Origin of the sequence: Pseudomonas arabinosi, assembly GCF_047758675.1 — a bacterium.
GTDB classification, from domain to species: Bacteria; Pseudomonadota; Gammaproteobacteria; order Pseudomonadales; family Pseudomonadaceae; genus Aquipseudomonas; species Aquipseudomonas arabinosi.
The window spans coordinates 2750325-2771072 of the sequence record NZ_CP180480.1; the positions used below are offsets into that span (position 1 = coordinate 2750325).

Consider the following 20748-nt stretch of genomic DNA (forward strand, 5'->3'; position numbering starts at 1 on the left):
TCGCCACCCTTACTTGTTTAGCGACAGGTCCTGGTGGCGCTATTTTCCAAAGCAGCTTCACCATGTTCAAAGCCACACCCAATCCCCCCGAATCAGAAACCGAAAGCACTACCGCCGACCACCACCTCAAACCGGCCATTCTCAAAAAAACCGCCCCCCACAACCCCAGTAGAATGTTCGCTATCGTCGCGGACATGGACACCGAAAGCCTGTTGGCCCACGCCTGTGAATCGCTGGCTTCGGCGAGTGTCATGGCAACTGATTTCGCGGTGTTTGTGGAGGGGCCACAGCGCAGCATGTTGTTGGGCATCCAGCAGGTCATCATGCTGGCCGATCTGGCGGTAAATCGGGCGTTGGATAACATCGATCCGCAGGGCTAACCACTGAACCATTGTGGCGAGGGAGCTTGTCGGAACGCCGCACCGTCCCGCTCGGCGGCGAAGCCGTCGTAATACCGGCGAATGCGGTGTGTCAGCAGAAATGTGTTTGCCGAGTTTGGGGCCGCTTCGCAGCCCAGCGGGACGGTGCGGCGTTCCGACAAGCTCCCTCGCCACAGTTCGTCGTTCGTCAGATTGACCGTGTCATCGTTCTTCGCGGGCAAGCCATGCTCCTACAGGGATCGTGTTCACAAGCCCAAAAAAACCGCGCCCCTCCAAGGGCCGCGGTTTTTTATGCAGCGCGATTATTGCTGTAGCACGGTTGCCCGGTTGTCGCTGCCCAGCTGCTGCACCGTCGCAGTCTGGGTCATGCCACTCTGAGTGACAGTGGCAATGTTGCCGGTGCCGCCCTGAGTGACGTAGGCCACGTTCATGGTGCCGGACTGGTCGAAGTTGGTGGTGTTGCCGATGCCGGTGCTGCTGCCCTGGGCCAGGTTTGAGGTGCCGCGCTGGTCGGCGATGAGGATGTTGTCGCTGCCGTTCTGGTCGAAGTACAACTCGTTGTAGTTTTCAGCCTGTTTGACCGTGGTTTTGTTGCCGGTACCGGTCTGGCTGGTGGTCATGAGGTGGCCGATGCCGTTCTGGGTGAAGTTGGCGGTGTTGTTGGTGCCGTTCTGGTTGACGGTTGCACGTTGGTTGCTGCCGAACTGGCCACCCTTGTCCGGGCCTTTCCAGTCGCTGGCGTAGACCTTGTTACCGGTACCCACGGAGGTGGCGTTCAGCACATGGCTGTCGCCGTTCTGGTAGGTGAAGTGCACGTTGTTGGTGCCTTGCTGGTACAGCGCCAGGGTCGAGCCGACGGATTCGAACTGGTCGGCATAAATCGCGTTGAGGTCGCCGACTTGCAGCACCTGGGCGACGTTGTTTTCGCCAAAGCTCTGGTCGACCACCGTCTCGTTGGTTTGTCCGTACTGGTTGACGGTGGCCTCGCTGGCGGTTTGCCCGCCTTGCCAGACTTCGGCGCCGTTGAATTCGCCGAACTGGTTGATGGTCACGGTGCCGCCGATGCCATCGCGCTGGTCGCCATAGGCGTAGTTGCCTTCGCCCGTCTGGTTGAGATTGATCTGGCCACCCATGTGAGCGATCTGTTCGGCGGTGGCGTAGTTGGCGGTGCCGTACTGGATGATCACTGCGTTGTTGGCAGTGCCCAGTTGGATCTGTTCGATATTGGCCTCGTTGTTGTCACCAAACTGGAAGGTTTGCCCAGAGGTGCCTTCCTGAGTGTCCTGATAAATGAACGAGAAGTTGCCGCTGCCTTGCTGTTGTTGCAGCGCTTCGTTGCCGCCTACGCCGATCGACTGGCTGGCGTGGCTGGTGTTGGTGCTGCCGACCTGTTGCTGATTGATGGTGCTGCCGTTTTCGAACAGTTGCTCGGCGTAACCGGCGTTGAAGTCGCCGAGTTGATTCTGGGTAATGGTGCCGGTGGCGTTGTCTTGCACCGCTGCGGCGTCGTTGCCCTCGCCGAGTTGTTGTTGGGTGGCGGTACTGAACGGGGCCGCGGTCTGTTTCACGTCGGCGATGTTGGCGGTACCGACCTGGTCCTGGGTGGACACGCTGTCGTCGGCCATCGCCTGGGCACTGACAATGACCAGGATGGCGGCGGTGAGGGGCGTCAGTTTGAACATGATGAAACCTCCAAGTGGTGCAGTGCTTTAGCGGTATTGTTTGACCGAAACGCTCATGCCGTTTCCGGACTGGGTCACGGCGCTTGAAAGCCCCGCACCGGCCTGGTCGATGCTGGCGTCGTTGTTGTTGCCGTTCTGGGAAATCTGCGCGCGGTTGTGGCTGCCGGTCTGGGTGATCGAGGCGGCGTTGCCGGAACCTTGCTGAGTGATCATTGCCATCAAGTCGCTGCCCTGTTGCAGGATGTAGGCTTCCTGATTACTGCCCGACTGGACGATGCGACCGAGCAGCGACTGGCCGTTCTGTTGCAGCAGAGCAACGTTGGCCTGGCCGTTCTGATCGATCAGTGCTTGCTGGCCAATCGGTGGTGGTAACTCGCCGAGGTCGGCTCCGGGGGCCAGGTCGTCGTTCTCCATCAAATCATCGGCGCGCACGCCCGCACTGCTGCAAAGCAGAAGCAGGCAGAGCAGGGCGGCGGTCGAGGTTTTCATGGCTGCGTCCTTTGGGAAGAGGCCGGCCCCACCCACCGAATCGGCGGGTGGGGCGAGGGCTCAGTTGGAGATCACCGACACCGTGCGCACGGTGCCTTGGGACGAGGTGATGGTGGCTGTCGGGTTCGCCGATGGAATCACCGTCGTGGTGTTATTCACCGTCAGCCTCCAGCGACCGGTCGCCGGTACCGTGGTGGTGCCCAGGGTTGCCAGCCCGGTCGGGGTGGAGACCCTGATCGTGATGGTGTTACCGGTGATCACCGATGAAGTCCCTGCAAAGTCCCAGGTGAAGCGGTTGTTGGAGCGAGCCGACACCGTAGCCGTGGTCACCGTGAAGGTTTCCGCAGCAGGCCTTGGCGAGACTTGCACGGTGACCGTGGCCGGTGTCGACAGTGCGCCGAAGCTGTCCCGGGCGATGTAGGTGAAGGTCGTGGTGAAGGCTGTCGTGACCGTGGCTGGTGGGGTGTAAGTGATCACCGTGCCGTTGCTGCTGACCGTGCCACGGCCGGCCGCAGGTTGGGTCAGGCTGTTGACCGCCAAAGGCACGTTGCCTTCCGGATCGGTGTCGTTGGCCAACACGTTGATCGGAACCGCCACGCCCAGGGTTGCGATGCTGTCGGCAACTGCCACCGGTGGCCGGTTCGGCGCCACGGTGATGGTCACGGTCGCAGGGGTAGCCGAAGCCAGGCCTTTGATGTCTTGAGCCTTGTAGGTGAAGGTCGTGGTTAACGGCACAGTGACCACGGCGGGCGGGGTGTAGACCACTGCAGTCGTGCCGCTCAACGCCACGGTGCCTTGGCCGGCGGCCGGTTGGGTCAGCGCGGTGATGCTCAGCGGCGTGTTGCCGTCCGGGTCGCTGTCGTTGGCCAGCAGGTTGAGGGTGACCGGCACGCCGAAGCTGGTGTTGCCGGTGTCAGCCACGGACAGTGGCGCCTGGTTCTCACCGGCATCCGGTGCAGAACCAACCACGACGACAGGTTCGGTGTCACTGCCCCCGGCGGCAGATTTGACCGTCACAGTGGCGGGTGGCTGGGACAGATCGGCGACGGTTATTTTTTGCAAGGTGCCGGTTTTCGACAGGCGTCCGTAACCCTGCGCGACCATGTCGGGCACCGCCACTTCGTCCGTGGACGTGGCCTCGATCAGCAGGCTGTGATTGCTCCAGTTGTAGCGAGCGGTCTGGATTTTCACCAGGTCAACGAGTTTGCTCGAGACCGCCGTAGGGCGGGTGGTGCCGGCCGGGTTGGTGGCGGTGAGCACTACGACCGGAGGTAAGGGGCCGCTGAGCAGATGCTGACCGAAGTACAACCCTGTGCCGTCACCCACCATGTTGGTCAGGCATGGCGTAGGCGGTGGGCCTGGCACAAGGGCGAGGGTTTCGCGGAAGCACAATGTAGAGCTGTTGTCCGCTTTGCCAAAGACTTCGACCCGGGTGCTGGTACCGGTGCCCGAAGTGGTGCGGCGGTAGGTTGCACGGTTGAGGTCGACGTGGGTTTGCGCACGATTGTCGAGGACTTTGCCGGACAGTGTGAACAGGTTGCTTTCGATCGTGCCGGCCGGGCCCTGGATGCGTACAAAGTTGGTGTTGTTGGGGCTGCCGGTGACTTGTTCGGTGAGGTTCGGGTCGCCGACGAAGGTTTCGATTGCGCCGGTGTCCGGGTTCACTTCGGTGTAGGGGCCGTTGACGCTGCGCAGGAATGGCCCGATAGCACCGTTAAGTGCCCCGCTGAAATTTCCCGCCACACCTACGCCGATGTCTCTGGTGATGTTGATTGCGCGACGACCGGGTGTGGTGACAGTGACCGTTTCCACGCCATAAGGGTGAGTAATGGTGTAGGTCCCGGCGACGGGCACGTTTATCCGCATACGAATCCGCGCAAAGCTGATTTGATCGCCATCGAGCGGATTTCCGCCGGCAAAAGCTGCTTCTATCCCGGCCACGTAGGCGTCCATTCCATAGCCCGCGGCGTTGTTGGGAATGGTGGTCTCGGCGAGGAACCAGAAGGCTTCGTCTGGCCAGTTATCCGGGAATACCATCGGCAGGGTGTCGTCGAAAATACCCGGTGCCGGCAGCAGGGTACACATGTAGGCCGGTGGCACGCTGGCCGGCACCCGCGAGCTCGCGGCCCGGGACTGGCACAGTTCCATCGACAGCAGATTGTTGTCCTGATACCACATCGGGAATTTCCCGGTGGCGAAGGTGTATGGGCCGGGGTCGACGGCAGCGAGTTGCGCGAATGCACTGCCGGACAGCGATAGAGTCAGTCCCAGTGCGTTGAGCGCCAGGCGTGGCCAATTGTTCATGATGCCTCCTGATGAGGATCTGGGCATGTGAGCGTTCATTGCACGATGACCACTTCTTCGGTGTCGCTGCCGCCATTGGATGACGTCACTCGAACCTTGGCGGGTGGAATCGGCGAGATGCCGGTGGCCAGGGATTTCACTGCGCCATCGCCACTGAGGGCGCCGATGGCGACACCTGTGCCAGAGGTGGCAGTGAGCACCGGAGGCGAAGTTTCGTCGCTGGTCGAGGCCACGACCGTTATTTGCCCGGTGCTGAGGCTGTATTCGGCACGTGAAATCACCACCAGGTCCGTCAGGGGCATGGGTAAGGTGGTCGGTGTGCTGCTAGCGATGGCCAGGTGGTTGTCGGCGGTCACTTGCAAAGTGCTTGGCAAGCTCGGGTTGGTCGAAGACTGCGCATACCAGTTGCCGGTGGTGTTGGCCTCGGTAAGGTTCAACACCGGGTTGTTGCTGTCCAGAGTCACTTTGGCCGGTGGCGGCGGGGCCAGGACGAACACGTCTTGCTGAGCCACCGGAGCGCTGGCGCCGGGTTTGCGCGAGTAGGTGCTACGCTGGGTGATCATTGGCGTCGGCCGTGCAATTGTCGCCAACTTGCCGGAAATGGCCATTACCGTCGTGCGCAAATCCAGCCCGTTGGGTCCTTCAATACGGATGTAGTTGGTATTGAAAGGGCTGCCGGTGAAGGCTTCCGCCAGGTTCGGGTCGCCGACGAATTGCTCGGCTGAACCGGTGACCGGATTGGTCTCGGTATAGGGGCCATTGACGCTGCGCAGGAACGGCCCGACATCGCCCTTAAGAGCACCGTCGTAAGTTTTCGGCACGCCGATGCCGATGTCCCGGGTCATGTTGATTGCCCGCCGCCCGGGGGTGTCGACGTTGAAGACATCGACGCCGTAGGGGTGGGTAATGACATAGGTGCCCGCGGTCGGTACATCGACACGCATGCGGATGCGGGCGAAGCTGATCTGGTCACCTTCGATTGGGTCGCCACCGCTGAAGGCGGCTTCAACGGCGCTGACATAGGTCAGGTCGATACCTCGGGCTGCGTCGACGATGGTGCCGTCGCCGGTGAACCAGAACGCCTCATCGGGGAAGTTGGTCGGGAAGACGAGCGGTTGCGTGTCGTCGAAGATCCCGGGTGCCGGTAGCAAGTTGCACATGTACGTCGGTGCGCCCGGTGCGCTGGGCACTCGCGAGCTGACAGCCTTGGACAGACAAAGCTCCAGGGTTCGACCATGAGTGTCCTGATACCAGGCGGCGAACGAGCCGTTGGCTGGCACGTAGGGGCCGGGGTCGACGGCAAACAGCGCCGCCTGGGCGACGCCTTGGGCCAGTGCGCTAACGACCAGGGCGGCCGCGGTTTTGGACAGTAAAGGGTGCATGAGTTAAGCCCTCTATATCGAAATGCCTGCCCCATGGAGACGGGTCAGTTGGTAGGGGGTCGGCAACTTCCATACCAACCGGCGAAAACGGTCGGCAGAGGCCCGAGTCACGGGCGTGTCACTCACAAACGGCATCGGAGCGCGGTTTTTGGGCGCGGGCCACTGTCCCCAGGATTGGGGGTAGATGGGGATAAAGAGAAAGTGGGGGACGAGACCCAACGTCGGGCAAACAGCCGTTAGTGGGCTATAACCCTATAGGGGGAATCGTCGGGAACACGTCCATGGACATGCCTACTCAAACACTCCAGGCCGAGGGAGGTGATATTCGCCTGAGCTCGCGCAAGCAGCCGTTCAATCTACTGCGCTGGTTTTCGCTTATCAGCATGGCGGTGATTGGTACGGTGGCGGTGGCGTTGGGGGCTGTGTCCACCCGGTTCGTGATTACCGAAAGCGTGCAACGCGATGCGTTGTTGACGTCCCAGTTCATTCAGGCGATTGCCTTGGTCGAGGTGCGCCACGTATCGATTCCCAACGTGCGGACCATGGGCGAACTGCTCGATCCGCGTAATGACAAAAACTTTTCCGACGTCGACCCGCTGGCCCGCGCCATTGCCCGTGGCGAATTCCTCGACCATATCGAGCACTTGCCGGACGTGATTCTGGCCAACATCTATGCCCCCGACCGCATGGTGATCTGGTCGACCAACCCGGCGTTAATGGGCACCACGATCCACGCCGACGAAGATCTGGAGCAAGCCTTTGCTTCCAGAATTCCTGTGTCGGCCAGTTATCACGATGTGGACAAGAGCCGCTTGGAACAGAAGTTCGTGACGCCTCCGGAATACATCTTCATCGAGAACTACATTCCGTTGTTTGATGCCGACGGCGACAAAGTCACGGCGATGGTCGAGATCTACAAGGAACCCAAGGACCTGATCAGCCGCATGGAGCGCGGCCTGGTGTTGATCTGGCTGGCCACTGCACTGGGCGGCGGGCTGATTTACCTGGGGCTGTACTGGATCGTTCGCCGGGCGGCCATTTTGCTGGCGGCGCAACAAAAACAACTGATCACCAACGAAACTTTTGTGGTCTTGGGCGAGATGTCTTCGGCGGTCGCCCACAGTTTGCGTAATCCGCTGGCAACCATCCGTTCAAGCGCCGAACTGGCGCTGGAATTCGACAGCGGCCCGGCCCGCAAGAACATCAACGACATCATCGGCCAAGTGGATCGCATGTCGAAGTGGGTGCGGGAGCTGCTGCAATCCTTGCGTCCGCTCAACGATGACGCCGAGCCTGTCAATCTGGTGGCGGCGCTGCATGACAGCCTGATGGCCTTCGAGCATCAAATCGCCAACGCCTCTGTCCACGTGGTGTTCGACCCGAAGCTGACGCCGATGGTCCTGAGCCAGCAGGTGCAGTTGACGCAGATCCTCAACAGTTTGCTGGCCAACGCACTGGAGGCCATGGACAAGGGCGGCACGTTAACCATCACATTGGAGCCGACCGATTCCCATCGCCTCAGCATGGTGGTGAGCGACACCGGCAAAGGCATGAACGAAGAACAGCGCAGCATGGCCTTCCGGCCGTTTTTTACCACCAAACAAGGTGGGCTGGGTGTCGGGCTGGTGCTGGTCAAACGGATCATGGAGCGGTTTGGCGGTGCGGTGACCCTGGAAAGCCGTGAAGGCGAGGGCACGAGTGTCCGTCTGTCGTTCAAATTGGTCCCCTGAAAACGGGTGTGAACTTTCCCCGTTAGCGGGTGTCATTCCCCAGTCGCTTCCCCGGTAATGGCGTATTGATGTTGATAAGCCATTGTTTTGATAGGCATCAATGCTTTCGTAAAAAACAGTTACAACTCTGGCGAGGTCCTTGCACAACCCCCATTACCCCCTTCATGACTCATGACTTCGAGGCGGCTGGTGATGGACAGAAAAGCGCGGTATCCCTTCAAATGGTTCGGCCTCCTGACGCCTCTGAGCGTTCTTCTGACAATGACGCTGGGCACAGGGACTCTGCGCGCCAGCCCCATCGACGACGAGCGACAGCCAGAACCTACCGACCCCTCGGCTTACTACGATGAACCGGCTGACAAAGCGGCGGCGTTGAACGCCATTTTGACCATGCCCCCGGCTAACCTGGATTCCTTCGATTTGCCGGCTGGCGTCAAAGGCAGCAAAGCCACCACGCGGGTGGAAAACATCCTGCCGCCGACGATACAAACCAGTTTCAACTACCCCACCAATGGCAAGCCGAGTCCACTGTATAGCGCTCTGCCGTTTACTCAGCAGTTGGTGCTGTTCGAAGAGTTCGGCCCGGAAAAACTCGACCCCACCACACCGGCGGCGCCGTTGGGTTTTCCACCGGCAGCCATCGGCCCGTTGCCACAACAGGACCCCACCAGTGCGGCCCGCAGTGCGCCGCCCAGCGCTGCTCTTGATGCGTTCCTGCGTCAACCGGGGCTGACACCGTTCCCGAGTCTGTACTCCAACGTGGTCGACCGTAACCCGTGGCAGAAGCAGATCGAATTTTTCCTCAACCGCCGTATCGGCTCCTCGGCTGAAGGCCGCCCGCCAGGAAAAGGCTGGTCGCACCAGCGCTGGAACGAGTTTTACCCGCAAATGGCCTACAAGACCGTGCAAACCGGCGCACGGTTGAATTCCGGTTGGCGTGACAGTCGTCAGATGCACCGCTATGCCGTGGGCGAGTTTGGCCCAGGCGGCCTCTATCACAACGTGGCTGGCGTACCGGCGACCGATGGCACCGCCAAGGGCGTCGATGCGCGTTTCCACCCGAAAATGCCGGTGCAGAACCACAACTCGGTCTGGACCTTTGACGGCACCTTGCCGCCAAAATTGCTGATGGTGCGTTACGGGCAACCCACGTTGATGCGTCATTACAACGGCTTGCCGATCGACCCGTCGGCGAACATGGGTTTTGGTCTTCACACCATCACTACCCACGAGCACAACGGTCACGCACCGGCGGAAAGCGACGGTTACGCCAATGCGTTTTTCTTCCCGGGGCAATTTTACGACTATCGCTGGCCGATCCAGTTGGCCGGCTACGACAGCATCAACACCAAGGCAGAAGACCCGCGTGCAGCTTTTCCGTGCGCGCCGGGCGAAACCCTGTGGACCAACGACCTCATCCCCAGCCGCAAGACCTGCAACAACGGCACGATCAAGATCCGCGGCGACTGGCGTGAAACCATGAGCACCCACTGGTTCCACGACCACATGCTCGATTTCACCGCGCAGAACGTCTACAAGGGCAACGCGGCAATGATGAACTATTACAGCGCCCTGGACCGCGGCAATGAATCGGTGAATGACGGCGTCAACCTGCGCCTCCCCAGCGGCAGCGCCTTGCCCTGGGGTAACCGCGACTATGACGTCAACCTGCTGTTTGCCGACAAGGCGTGGGATAAGAACGGTCAACTGTGGTTCAACCCGTTCAATACCGACGGCTTCCTCGGTGATCAGGTGCTGGTCAACTGGCAGTGGAAACCGTCCCTGGATGTGCGCGCCCGCAGCTATCGCTTCCGCATGCTCAATGGCTCAGTGTCGCGCTACTTCAAAATGGCGCTGGTGCGCGAGATCAAGGGCACCAGCGGCGAGTTCCAAGGGCCTGCCGGGTCGGGCGTGTCGTATGCCCGGGTGCCGTTCCACATGATTGCCAACGACGGCAATATCATGGAACACAGCGTGCCGTTCGACGGCACCATGGACCTGGATGCCGACGGTGATAAACAGAACCACAACGCGATCCTGCCAACCCTGGGCATCGCCGAGCGTTTCGACATCATCGTCAACTTCTCGAAAAACGGGATCAAGCCGGGCGATAAGCTGTTCTTCGTCAACCTGCTGGTGCACGAAGACGGCAAGGGCCCGAAGGAACCCGTCTCCCTGGCTGACGTGCTGTCCGAGAAATACCGGGCGATCATCAAGCAAACCAGCAAGGGGCCGAAGTGGGAAGACGGTGATCCGGCGGTAGGCAAGGTATTGCAACTCAACGTCAAGGCGTACACCGGCCAGGACCTGGCCATGGACCCGGCCGCTTATGAACCGGCCAAACCGGGCAAGGCTGAAGGCCTGGTGATGATCCCGCTGAAGATTCACCGCGACAATGCTGCCGACCAGGCGCTGCTGGCCAAAGCCCGTCACCGCACCTACACCTTCGGCCGTTCCGACGGCACCGATGAAGCACCGTGGACGGTCAAGACCGATGGCGGGTTTGGCTTCAGCATGGACCCACGGCGTTTGAACACCGGGCTTCAACTGGCCAGTGGCCCCACCGATGCCGGTGTCGCCGGTTTCGGCACCCTGGAAGTCTGGAACATCAAGGCTGGCGGCACGGGCTGGAGTCACCCGGTACATGTGCACTTCGAGGAGGGGATCATCCTCAGTCGCGGCGGCAAGGCGCCACCGGAATGGGAAAAATGGGCACGCAAGGACGTGTACCGCATCGGCTCCGAAAAGGATGGCCTGGACAACGTCGAGATGGCGATCAACTTCCGCGAATTCGCCGGGACGTACATGGAGCACTGTCACAACACTCAGCATGAGGACAACTCGATGCTGCTGCGCTGGGACATTGAGAAACCCGGGCAATTCCAGCTGATGCCGACACCGCTGCCGAGTTGGGATGGTGTGCGCTACGTGAACTCCGCCGCGCTGCCAACCTTCCGCACTGGCGACGGCCTCGGCCCTAAAGTGGTGGTCAAACCATGAACCGCGAGGGAGCCGACATGAAAATGCATACGCCGCGCTCCCGCGCCCTGGGCATGCACCTGGTGTTGATGCTGGTCACCTGCCTGCTGGCCAGTCGGGTGCTGGTCGCACATGACGCTGCTCCGTCAGCATCACCGACGGAGTCGGCGACACCCTGGGGCGGTGATTACTTCCCCAACACCTTGCTGACCGATCAGGACGGTCGGCAGGTGCGTTTCTTCGATGATTTGATCAAGGACAAAGTGGTGGTGATCAATTTCATCTTCACTTCATGCAGCGACTCTTGCCCGCTGGAAACCGCGCGCCTGCGTCAGGTGCAGAAGTTGCTGGGGGACCGGGTCGGCCAGGACATTTTTTTCTACTCCATCAGCATTGACCCCTTAAGCGATACACCCGATGTGCTCAAGGCCTACGCACAACGCTTCAAGGTCGGGCCGGGCTGGAAGTTTCTCACCGGAGAGTTTGCCGACGTCACTGATCTGCGAAAAAAACTGGGCTTGTTTATCGAAGGCGTCGACAACGGCCGCAACAAGGACCACAACCTGAGCCTGATTGTCGGCAACCAGACCACGGGCCGCTGGATGAAAGCTTCACCTTTCGAAAATCCGTGGATTCTGGCCGATCAGTTGGCCAACACGCTGCACAACTGGAAACAGCCAAGCATTGAAGAAAACTACGCGGATGCGCCCGAGATTCGTCCGCCGAGCAACGGCGAAGAGTTGTTTCGCACCCGTTGCGCGTCGTGTCACAGCCTGGGTCCGATGGACGGGCAGGGCATCGGCATGCGCAGCATCGGCCCGGACCTGATCGGCGTCACTCGCCAGCGTGATCCGGCCTGGCTGAGTCGCTGGATTCGCGAGCCGGACCGCATGCTGGCGGAAAAAGACCCGATCGCGCTGGAGCTGTTTGAGCGTTTCGACAAAATTCCCATGCCCAACCTGCGTCTGGATGAGAACGCGGCGCAGTCCATCATGGGGTTTTTGCAAGAAGAAACCGATCGTCAGCAACCGCTACAGGCGGCGCAAACGCAATAGCGGCTAAATACTATCAGTGGGGCCGTCAGTCTCGATCAATGCCACCTACACTGATCCGAAACGTGGCTGAAAAGGCTTGATGCAAGGCAACCGGGAAGGTCCTATGCAGACACCAGAACAACAAAAAATACCTGCGTCGGCTATGTCGGCAGCAGAAAGCAAAGGCTGGCGAGGACAGTTCAATTTGCTGCGCTGGTTTTCCCTGGGCAGCTTTTTCATCATCGCCGCCGTGGCGCTGGGGTTGGGCTACGTGTCCACACGTTTTGTCGTCGATGAGAGCATCGAGCGTGATTCCATGCTGACTGCGCAGTTCATTCAGGCCATTGGTGATGCAGAAATTCGTCATGCCGGCATCAACCTGCAAAGAACCATGGGCGAAATGCTCGATCCGCGCGATGACAATGCCTATCCCGACGTAGATCCGGCGGCCCGTGCCGCTGCCCGCATCGAGTTTCTCGATCATGTCGAACACCTGCCGGACACACTGTTGGCGGTGGTGTACGCCCTGGATCGCACCGTGGTCTGGTCGACCAATGCGCAAATGATTGGCATGCGCGTCGAAGGTGATGAGGAACTGGACGAGTCTTTCGAAATGAAGGAACCCGTGTCCACCAGCTACCACGAAGTCGATGAGGAACGTCCCGAGCAGCAACTGCTGCGCGAGCCTGAATACCTGTTCATCGAGAACTACATCCCGATGTTCAATGCCGACAAAAGCAAAGTGATCGCCATGGTGGAGATCTACAAGGAACCCGCAGACCTGGTGGAACGCATCCAGCGTGGCTTCAAGTCGATCTGGCTGGCAACCCTGCTCGGCGGCCTGGCCATCTACCTCGGGCTGTTCTGGATTGTGCGGCATGCGGCCATGCTGTTGCAGAGCCAGCAGAAACAACTGATCAGCAACGAGACCTTCGTCGCGCTGGGGGAAATGTCCTCGGCGGTGGCCCACAGCTTGCGCAATCCGTTGGCCAACATTCGTTCCAGCGCCGAACTGGCTCAGGAAATCGCCAGCCAGAATGCGCAGAAGAACATCGGAGACATCATCAGTCAGGTCGACCGCATGTCGCGCTGGGTTCGGGAGTTGCTGGTGTCATTGCGCCCCGTGAACGACGACTACGAAACGGTAGACCTGATGCTGGTCATCGACGACACGTTGAGTGCGTTTGACGCGCTGATTAAACGCTCCGGCATCGACGTGCGTTTCACCCCTCAGAGTTGTCCGCCGGTCGTCAGCCAACAGGTGTTACTCACGCAAATTCTTAATAGCCTGTTTGCCAATGCCCTGGAAGCCATGCCCAAGGGCGGCGTGCTGAGTATCGATATCGAAACGCCGCAGCCCGGGCTTGTGCGTATGACCCTGAGCGATACCGGTAAGGGCATGACCACACAGCAACAGCAAATGGTCTTCAAGCCGTTTTTCACCACAAAACAAGGCGGGTTGGGCGTGGGCCTAGCCCTGGTTAAAAGAATAATGGAGCGTTTTGAAGGCTCGGTCGAACTGACCAGCCGAGAGCAGGAAGGAACCCGCGTTTGTCTCAATTTTAAAGTGGCAACGGGAGGGGTATATGGAGCACAGCATTCTGCTGGTCGAGGATGATGAACTCCTCGCCGAGAATATTCAGACCTACCTGGAGCGCAAGGACTTCGAGGTGACGGTCTGCCACTCGGCTGAGGACGCGCTGGACCAATTGAGCACTTTCGTCCCGGACGTGGTGCTGACCGATAACTCGCTGCCGGGCATGAGCGGTCACGACCTGATCCAGAAGCTGCGCATCAGCGCGCCGGATCTGAAAGTGATCATGATGACCGGCTATGGCAACGTCGAAGACGCCGTGGTGGCGATGAAAGAGGGTGCTTTCCATTACGTCACCAAACCGGTGGCTTTGCCGGAACTCAAGCTGCTGCTGGACAAGGCCCTGGCCACCGACCGAATGGAGCGCACACTGTCGTTCTATCAGGAACGCGAAGCGCAGAAGTCTGGGGTGCAGGCCCTGATCGGCGAATCGGCACCGATGCAGTACCTGAAAAGCACCATTGGCCAGTTACTCGACGCCGAGCGGCGCATGGCCAATGCCGATCTGCCACCGGTGTTGGTGGAAGGCGAGACCGGTACCGGCAAGGAACTGGTGGCCCGTGCGTTGCACTTCGACGGCCCGCGCAGCAAAGGTCCGTTCATTGAATTCAACTGCGCCTCGATTCCTTCCAACTTGGTGGAGTCGGAGCTGTTCGGTCACGAGAAGGGCGCCTTCACCGACGCCAAGGACCGCCGCGTCGGGCTGGTGGAAGCGGCCGATGGCGGGACGCTGTTTCTCGATGAAGTCGGCGAGATGGACTTGTTGCTGCAAGCCAAACTGCTGAAGCTGCTGGAGGACCGGACGATCCGCCGGGTCGGCTCGGTGAAGGAGCGCAAGGTCGATTTGCGGGTGATCAGTGCGACCAACTGCAACCTCGAACAAATGGTCCAGCAGGGCAAGTTCCGCCGCGATCTGTTCTTCCGTTTGCGGATCATCTCGATCAAGGTGCCGCGCCTGTACGCCCGTGGTGCAGACATCCTGCTGCTGGCCCGGCACTTCCTGGCGATCCACGGCAAACGCTATGGCAAACCGAACCTGCATTTCAGCGATCAGGCCGAGGAATTGCTGCTCAGCTACAGCTGGCCGGGCAACGTGCGCGAGTTGCGCAACATGCTTGAGCAAACCGTACTGCTGGCCCAGAGCGACACCATCGCCGCCCATCAATTGAACGTGTGCCTGAGCCTGGTGGATGAGCCGCTGGTGTTTCAGCAAGAGCCGCAACACTACGAACCGCGTCCGGCCTACAACGGCACCGAGTCCATGAACCTGCCGGAAGTGGAGCGCGACATGGTGCGCAAGATGCTCGACAAGACCGACTGGAACGTCACCAAGTCCGCACGGCTGCTTGGCCTGAGCCGCGACATGCTGCGCTACCGGATCGAAAAACTCGGCCTCGCGCGCCCGGAGAAACGTCAGTGGTAGGTCTTATTGCATCAATGGCCCCTGACGGCTGAGGCACGCGAGCAGGCACGTGGGGTCGAGGACTTCTTCGTTCACGTAGACACCGCGTTGCTGATCGTAGGAGCGGATGAACACTCGAACCGTGGCATCCGCTACCGTCGGCAATCTTGAGTCGTAGAACTCATGCTGGCTCGAAATGGGGATGAAGTCCTGAGGCGCTGTCGGGATGTACGAGCCGGGCGGCACCGTGCTCATTGACGGTGGCACGGGGTGAGCGAAGGGTTGGTCGGCCCCGTAATAGTTGAACTCACTGCTGTAATCGGTAGTGGGTGTCAGGCTGTCGTCCGCGTGAGCACCGGTTGTGGTGATCAGGCAGAGGGCGAGCAGTAGCCTCAGATCGGTTGTTTTCATGGCAGCACCTGCGAAATCGGTTTTTCCCGCATTTCCCCAAGGTCATTAACTATAGCTTGCCGTACGAGCGCGCGTTCGCGATGCACGGGTTACAAAATTTGAACAAAGACTCAATGGGGTTTTTCAAAACGCTGATCTAGACTCGTGCCCGGTCAATCAAGACCCCCGTCTGGAGCGCGCAATGGAAATGCCGACAAAAGAAAAAGCCATCGCCAGCAACCGCGATGCCTGGAATGACTCTGCCCGACACCACAAAGACACCCCCGAATGGCGGGAACGTTTGACGGCTGTGGGTGACAGGGATTTTTGCTGCCTGGACGACACCCTCCGAGGTTTGCTGGAACAAGTGGGTGTCGACGGCAAAGACGTGGTGCAACTGGGCTGCAACAACGGCCGCGAAAGTCTTTCGTTGTTTGCGCGGGGTGCCCGCAGCGTCGTAGGCGTCGACCAGTCCGAAGCCTTCCTCGATCAGGCGCGGGAACTGGCGTCACGCTCGCCCCATGCGCCTGAGTTCATCGAGGCAGACATCCATCACCTGCCGACTGAACTTCATGGCCGCTTCGACGTGGCCCTGATCACCATCGGCGTGTTGAACTGGATGCCGGACATCGGCGAATTCTTCCGCCATGTCGCACAAACCCTCAAGCCCGGCGGCAGCCTGGTGGTGTACGAAACCCACCCCTTCCTCGAAATGTTCGACCCCGAGTCCGCCGACCCGTATCGGCCAGACAGCTCGTACTTTCGCAGCGAACCCTTCGTGCAGGACCAGCCGATCGTCTACGAAGGCAAAGTCGACCAGCAGGCGGCTCCGTCCTACTGGTTCGTCCACACCCTGGGCGCCATCTTCACCGGCGCCATCGACGCCGGATTGCAGATCAGCCACTTCAAGGAGTACCCGCATTCCAACCGCGAGGAGCTCTATGATCGGTATGAGCAGCAAACGGCGCAGCTGCCGTTATGTTTTACGTGGGTGGCGGTGAAGACCTAAAGCCGCGTCGCCTGCATCGCGAACAGGCTCGCTCCCACAGGGAATCAGTTTGATCACACATCCAGCGTTCATCCGAGGTCCAATGTGTGCGAGCTTGCTCGCGATGAACGATAACGCGGTGCCGCTGCCGTCCGCTATCCTTGCTCCACGCACATCGAACGGTTTTTCCCATGCTTTCGGTCCAAGGCGTCTTCAAAAGCTACGCCACTCCCCAGGGCCCGCTGCCGGTTCTGCAAGGTGTCGACCTCACCTTGAAACCCGGCAGCAGCCTGGCGTTGATGGGGGAGTCGGGCAGTGGCAAAAGCACCTTGCTGCACCTGATTGCCGGGCTGGACAAGGTCGATCGCGGCAGCATCCGCAGCGGCGAACATCGGCTGGAGCAGATGAGTGAAGGGCAACTGGCGAACTGGCGGCGGACTGAAATCGGCCTGGTGTTTCAGCAATTCAACCTGATCGGCAGTTTGCGCGTCGAGGACAATCTGGCGTTCCAGGCGCGATTGGCGGGGCGCCATGATCCGCGCTGGCAGGCGCATCTGGTGCAACGTCTGGGGTTGGGTGATTTGCTGCGGCGTTATCCGGAACAGCTGTCCGGCGGCCAGCAGCAACGGGTCGCGTTGGGCCGTGCCCTGGCGTCGCAGCCGAAACTGCTGCTGGCCGACGAACCCACCGGCAGCCTCGATGAAGCCACCAGCGATGAGGTCTTGAAGTTGTTGTTGGAGTTGCTCGACGACAGTCCCACCACCTTGTTGATGGTCACCCACAGCCCACGGGTTGCCGCGCGGCTGGCCGAAAAAGTGGTGCTCCACCGTGGCCGTCTGGCTGGCGCGGACGAGCGCTGAAGTGCGGGTCTTTCGCGAGACGCTACGGGCGCTGCTCAGTCATTGGCGGCAGCATCCGGTGCAGTTTTTCAGTGTGCTGACCGGCCTCTGGCTCGCCACCAGCCTGCTGACCGGCGTGCAGGCGCTGAACAGCCAGGCGCGCGAAAGCTATGCCCGGGCCAGTCAGTTGATCGGCGGCGAACCCCAGGCCAGCCTCAGTTCGCCCAGCGGTGCAACCTTCTCCCAGCACGTGTTTGTCGACCTGCGCCGTGCGGGCTGGCCGGTGTCGCCGGTCCTGCAAGGTCGGGTGACGCTCAAGGGCCATGAAGACCAGCGCTTGCAACTGATGGGCATCGAGCCGGTGTCGCTGCCCGCCGGTTCCTCAGTGGCCGGGCAGGCGTTGGCGATTGAGCAGGTCGTCGAGTTCTTCAGCCCGCCGGGCAGTACCTGGATTGCGCCGCAGACGTTGCAGGCATTGGGTTTGCGTGAGGGCGAACGCCCGCTGACTTTGAGTGGTCAGGCATTGCCGCCGCTGCATGCCCAGCCCGATATGGCCCCTGGTGTGTTGTTGGTGGACATCGGCTTCGCCCAGCAGATTCTCGGCCTGCCGGATCAGCTGTCACGCCTGCTGCTGCCGAAGGATTTCACCGCGATCCTGCCTGATCAATTCAAGGGGCAGCTGCAGCTCAAAACCAGCGGCGAAGAGAACAATTTGTCGCGCCTGACCGAAAGCTTTCACCTGAACCTCGATGCGCTGGGTTTTCTGTCATTCGTGGTCGGTCTGTTCATCGTCCACGCCGCGATCGGTCTGGCGCTGGAACAACGCCGAGGCTTGCTCAGAACCCTGCGCGCCTGCGGTGTCAGTGCACGGATGTTGATTGCCTGTCTGGCGATTGAACTGGGCGGCCTGGCGTTGATCGGCGGACTGGTCGGCGTCGCCAGCGGCTACCTGCTGGCCAGCGTGCTGTTGCCGGACGTCGCCGCCAGCCTGCGCGGGTTGTACGGCGCCGAAGTGGCGGGGCAGTTGAGCCTCAGTCCGTGGTGGTGGCTCAGCGGCGTCGGCCTGAGCCTGCTCGGTGCGTTGTTGGCGGGGGGCAACAGTTTGTTGCGGGCCGCGCGCCTGCCTTTGCTGGCCCTGGCCGACCCGCAAGCCTGGCATCAGGCTCACGCGCGCTGGTTGCGGCGTCAGGGTTGGGTTGCCGTGATCGCCGGGGTGATCGCAGTGTTGGCGTTGATCTTTGGCGACAGCCTTAGCAGTGGCTTCGTGCTGATGGCGGCACTGTTGATCGGCGCTGCGCTGGCGTTGCCGGTGGTGCTCAACTGGGTGTTGAACCGGGTGCTGCATCGCAGTCGCTCGGTGCTCGGCCAATGGTTTCTCGCCGACTGCCGCCAGCAACTGCCGGCCCTGAGCCTGGCGTTGATGGCGCTGTTGTTGGCACTGGCGGCGAACATTGGAGCGGGGAGCATGACGGCCGGTTTTCGTCAGACCTTCAGCGATTGGCTCGAACAACGCCTGACCGCCGAACTGTACGTTAATCCGCGAAATCCGGCCCAGGCCAGAGAGCTGCAAACCTGGCTCAAGCAGCAACCCGGACTCACGGCGGTGCTGCCCAGCTGGCAAGTGTCGATCCAGTTGCAAGGCTGGCCGGCGGACGTCTTCGGCGTGATCGATCACCCGACGTATCGCCAGCATTGGCCGCTGCTGGAAGCCTTGGGCGACAACCCTTGGGAACGACTGGCCAAGGACGACGCACTGATGCTCAGCGAACAATTGGCCCGTCGGCTGAAAGTGCGCCTGGGCGATCACCTGACGATTCCCACACCGAACGGTGCCTGGTCACCACGGATCGTCGGCATCTACGCCGATTACGGTAATCCCAAGGGGCACATTCTGGTCAACGTCAACCATCTGCTGCGCGGCTGGCCGCAGCTGACACCCAGCCGTTTCAACCTGCGCATCGACCCGACGTTGATCCCTGATTTCCTGACCGCGCTGCAAACACGCTTCACGCTGGAGGACAGCCGCATCGTTGACCAGGCCCGGCTCAAGGGGTGGTCCACGCAAGTGTTCGAACGCACCTTTGCCGCGACCGCCGCGCTTAACAGCTTGACCCTCTGCGTGGCGGGCGTGGCGCTGTTCATCAGCCTGTTGACGCAAAGCCAGAGCCGCCTCGGGCAACTCGCACCGCTGTGGGCGCTCGGTGTGACTCGCCGGCAATTGATGCTGCTCAATCTCGGGCAAACCTGGTTGCTGGCGGTGATGACCCTGGTGCTGGCATTGCCGTTGGGGATCGCGCTGGCGTGGTGCCTGGACACGGTGATCAACGTCCAGGCCTTCGGCTGGCGCTTGCCGCTGCGGGTGTTTCCGATGCAGCTGTTGCAGTTGATGGGGTTGGCGCTGTTGGCGACTTTGTTGGCGTCGGCGTGGCCGCTGTACTCGCTGTACCGCACGCAACCGGCGGATCTGCTGAGGACGTTTGCTCATGAAGATTAAGGTCGGCATGTTGCTATTGGCGTTATTGAGCGGGTGCGATAACTCGGCGCCTGTTGAGAAAGGCTTCGCGGGGCTGGGTCATCAGGCCGCCGCGTTTACGCCGGTGGTGCCCGGTCGGGTGTTCAGCTTTCCGGCAGATCACGGTCTTCATGATGGTTTTCGCATCGAATGGTGGTACGTCACCGCCAACCTCAAGGACGATCAGGGGCGCGAGTTCGGCGCGCAATGGACGCTGTTTCGCAGCGCCTTGAAAGCGACGCCCGAAGTGGCCGGCTGGGGTAATCAAATCATCTGGCTTGGCCACGCGGCCGTGACATCGGCGACAGTGCATCACGCCGCCGAGCGTTACGCCCGTGGGGGCGTTGGTCAGGCTGGCGTGAGCCTGGCGCCGTTCGACGCGTGGATCGATGATTGGCATTTCAGCAGTCAGGGTTCCGACCCTATGGCGGAGCTTCAACTCAGCGCCCGGGACAAGGGTTTTGGCTATCAACTGCGGCTGACCTCCACACGGCCCTTGGTGCTTCAGGGCGACAAAGGCTTCAGTCAGAAATCCGAACAAGGGCAGGCGTCGTACTACTACAGCCAGCCGTTTTTTCAAGCCCGCGGCACGCTGGAAATCGACGGCAAAACGTTTCAAGTCAGTGGCCCGGCCTGGCTAGACCGGGAATGGAGCAGCCAACCCCTGACCGCCAACCAGACCGGCTGGGACTGGTTTTCCCTGCACCTGGACAGCGGCGAGCAGGTGATGCTCTACCGCATGCGACAGAAGGACGGCGCGCCTTACCTCACCGGCACCTGGATCGACGCTGAGGGCCAGACGCAGCTACTGCACGCCGCCGACATCAGCCTTACACCGCAAGACACCGCCAAGGTCGCCGGGCGTTCGATGCCGGTGCGCTGGTCGATCAAAATCCCCGACAAACACCTCGACATCTCGATCAGCGCCCTCAATCCCAATGCGTGGATGGCTTTGCGTATTCCCTATTGGGAAGGACCGGTGCAATTGAGCGGCAGCCATGGTGGGCAGGGTTATCTGGAAATGACCGGGTATTGAGTCGGAA

General features: G+C 60.7%; 15 protein-coding genes. 10 read left to right on the forward strand and 5 right to left on the reverse strand.

What is annotated here, in order from left to right; all coding sequences use genetic code 11:
- Positions 1–62 precede the first annotated feature (62 nt).
- The gene (locus ACMXYJ_RS12835; RefSeq protein WP_415760102.1) at positions 63–380 is read left to right on the forward strand and encodes a DUF6124 family protein; all 318 of its coding nucleotides are present in this window, start codon (positions 63–65) and stop codon (positions 378–380) included.
- Between the two features lie 302 nt (positions 381–682).
- Here the strand turns inward: ACMXYJ_RS12835 and ACMXYJ_RS12840 are convergent, their stop codons facing one another.
- Genes ACMXYJ_RS12840 through ACMXYJ_RS12855 form a run of 4 tightly spaced genes read right to left on the reverse strand, consistent with a single transcriptional unit; the run spans position 683 to position 6237 of the window.
- Entirely contained in the window at positions 683–2062 is a 1380-nt protein-coding gene (locus ACMXYJ_RS12840) for a curlin (RefSeq protein WP_415760103.1), read from the reverse strand.
- A 27-nt stretch (positions 2063–2089) separates the two neighbouring features.
- Positions 2090–2551: a curlin gene (locus tag ACMXYJ_RS12845; protein WP_415760104.1), complete on the reverse strand. Its 462-nt coding sequence runs from the start codon at positions 2549–2551 to the stop codon at positions 2090–2092.
- Between the two features lie 60 nt (positions 2552–2611).
- Entirely contained in the window at positions 2612–4855 is a 2244-nt protein-coding gene (locus ACMXYJ_RS12850) for an Ig-like domain-containing protein (protein ID WP_415760105.1), read from the reverse strand.
- A 35-nt stretch (positions 4856–4890) separates the two neighbouring features.
- On the reverse strand, positions 4891–6237 hold the full coding sequence (locus ACMXYJ_RS12855) for a hypothetical protein (RefSeq protein WP_415760106.1): 1347 nt from the start codon (positions 6235–6237) through the stop codon (positions 4891–4893).
- Positions 6238–6518: 281 nt separating this feature from the next.
- On the opposite strand from ACMXYJ_RS12855, the gene ACMXYJ_RS12860 reads away from it, so the two are divergent.
- The 5 genes from ACMXYJ_RS12860 to ACMXYJ_RS12880 all read left to right on the forward strand — a co-directional run bounded on the left by ACMXYJ_RS12860 (position 6519) and on the right by ACMXYJ_RS12880 (position 14997).
- Entirely contained in the window at positions 6519–7967 is a 1449-nt protein-coding gene (locus ACMXYJ_RS12860; protein ID WP_415760107.1) for a sensor histidine kinase, read from the forward strand.
- Between the two features lie 192 nt (positions 7968–8159).
- Positions 8160–10967, forward strand: coding sequence for a multicopper oxidase domain-containing protein (locus ACMXYJ_RS12865; protein WP_415760108.1), 2808 nt, complete (start codon positions 8160–8162; stop codon positions 10965–10967).
- Positions 10968–10984: 17 nt separating this feature from the next.
- On the forward strand, positions 10985–12001 hold the full coding sequence (locus tag ACMXYJ_RS12870) for an SCO family protein (protein ID WP_415760109.1): 1017 nt from the start codon (positions 10985–10987) through the stop codon (positions 11999–12001).
- A gap of 103 nt (positions 12002–12104) precedes the next feature.
- Positions 12105–13598, forward strand: a complete 1494-nt coding sequence (locus ACMXYJ_RS12875; RefSeq protein ID WP_415760110.1) for a sensor histidine kinase — start codon at positions 12105–12107, stop codon at positions 13596–13598.
- The gene (locus ACMXYJ_RS12880) at positions 13567–14997 is read left to right on the forward strand and encodes a sigma-54-dependent transcriptional regulator (protein ID WP_415760111.1); all 1431 of its coding nucleotides are present in this window, start codon (positions 13567–13569) and stop codon (positions 14995–14997) included. Before ACMXYJ_RS12875 ends, ACMXYJ_RS12880 begins: the two co-directional genes overlap by 32 nt.
- A gap of 3 nt (positions 14998–15000) precedes the next feature.
- Here ACMXYJ_RS12880 and ACMXYJ_RS12885 read toward each other — a convergent pair whose 3' ends face one another.
- Positions 15001–15387 carry a hypothetical protein gene (locus ACMXYJ_RS12885; RefSeq protein ID WP_415760112.1) on the reverse strand — a complete coding sequence of 129 codons (387 nt, stop codon included), beginning with the start codon at positions 15385–15387 and terminating at the stop codon, positions 15001–15003.
- 181 nt (positions 15388–15568) lie between these two features.
- On the opposite strand from ACMXYJ_RS12885, the gene ACMXYJ_RS12890 reads away from it, so the two are divergent.
- The 4 genes from ACMXYJ_RS12890 (at position 15569) to ACMXYJ_RS12905 (ending at position 20741) form a co-directional block, all read left to right on the forward strand.
- A complete protein-coding gene (locus ACMXYJ_RS12890) occupies positions 15569–16375 on the forward strand; it encodes a class I SAM-dependent methyltransferase (RefSeq protein WP_415760113.1) in 807 nt (268 codons plus the stop codon).
- Positions 16376–16545: 170 nt separating this feature from the next.
- Complete coding sequence (locus ACMXYJ_RS12895; protein ID WP_415760114.1) at positions 16546–17214, forward strand: ABC transporter ATP-binding protein; 669 nt, start codon at positions 16546–16548, stop codon at positions 17212–17214.
- 1 nt (position 17215) lies between these two features.
- Complete coding sequence (locus ACMXYJ_RS12900) at positions 17216–19687, forward strand: ABC transporter permease (RefSeq protein ID WP_415760718.1); 2472 nt, start codon at positions 17216–17218, stop codon at positions 19685–19687.
- The gene (locus ACMXYJ_RS12905; RefSeq protein ID WP_415760115.1) at positions 19677–20741 is read left to right on the forward strand and encodes a lipocalin-like domain-containing protein; all 1065 of its coding nucleotides are present in this window, start codon (positions 19677–19679) and stop codon (positions 20739–20741) included. Before ACMXYJ_RS12900 ends, ACMXYJ_RS12905 begins: the two co-directional genes overlap by 11 nt.
- Positions 20742–20748: the final 7 nt, after the last annotated feature.

Excerpts from the sequence above, each read along its gene's own strand:
- ACMXYJ_RS12880 (WP_415760111.1), top strand. The coding sequence starts at position 13,567 with ATGGAGCACAGCATTCTGCTGGTCGAGGATGATGAACTCCTCGCCGAG.
- ACMXYJ_RS12905 (WP_415760115.1), top strand. The coding sequence starts at position 19,677 with ATGAAGATTAAGGTCGGCATGTTGCTATTGGCGTTATTGAGCGGGTGC.
- ACMXYJ_RS12845 (WP_415760104.1), bottom strand. The coding sequence starts at position 2,551 with ATGAAAACCTCGACCGCCGCCCTGCTCTGCCTGCTTCTGCTTTGCAGC.
- ACMXYJ_RS12870 (WP_415760109.1), top strand. The coding sequence starts at position 10,985 with ATGAAAATGCATACGCCGCGCTCCCGCGCCCTGGGCATGCACCTGGTG.
- ACMXYJ_RS12890 (WP_415760113.1), top strand. The coding sequence starts at position 15,569 with ATGGAAATGCCGACAAAAGAAAAAGCCATCGCCAGCAACCGCGATGCC.
- ACMXYJ_RS12835 (WP_415760102.1), top strand. The coding sequence starts at position 63 with ATGTTCAAAGCCACACCCAATCCCCCCGAATCAGAAACCGAAAGCACT.
- ACMXYJ_RS12840 (WP_415760103.1), bottom strand. The coding sequence starts at position 2,062 with ATGTTCAAACTGACGCCCCTCACCGCCGCCATCCTGGTCATTGTCAGT.
- ACMXYJ_RS12885 (WP_415760112.1), bottom strand. The coding sequence starts at position 15,387 with ATGAAAACAACCGATCTGAGGCTACTGCTCGCCCTCTGCCTGATCACC.
- ACMXYJ_RS12860 (WP_415760107.1), top strand. The coding sequence starts at position 6,519 with ATGGACATGCCTACTCAAACACTCCAGGCCGAGGGAGGTGATATTCGC.
- ACMXYJ_RS12850 (WP_415760105.1), bottom strand. The coding sequence starts at position 4,855 with ATGAACAATTGGCCACGCCTGGCGCTCAACGCACTGGGACTGACTCTA.
- ACMXYJ_RS12895 (WP_415760114.1), top strand. The coding sequence starts at position 16,546 with ATGCTTTCGGTCCAAGGCGTCTTCAAAAGCTACGCCACTCCCCAGGGC.
- ACMXYJ_RS12875 (WP_415760110.1), top strand. The coding sequence starts at position 12,105 with ATGCAGACACCAGAACAACAAAAAATACCTGCGTCGGCTATGTCGGCA.
- ACMXYJ_RS12865 (WP_415760108.1), top strand. The coding sequence starts at position 8,160 with ATGGACAGAAAAGCGCGGTATCCCTTCAAATGGTTCGGCCTCCTGACG.
- ACMXYJ_RS12855 (WP_415760106.1), bottom strand. The coding sequence starts at position 6,237 with ATGCACCCTTTACTGTCCAAAACCGCGGCCGCCCTGGTCGTTAGCGCA.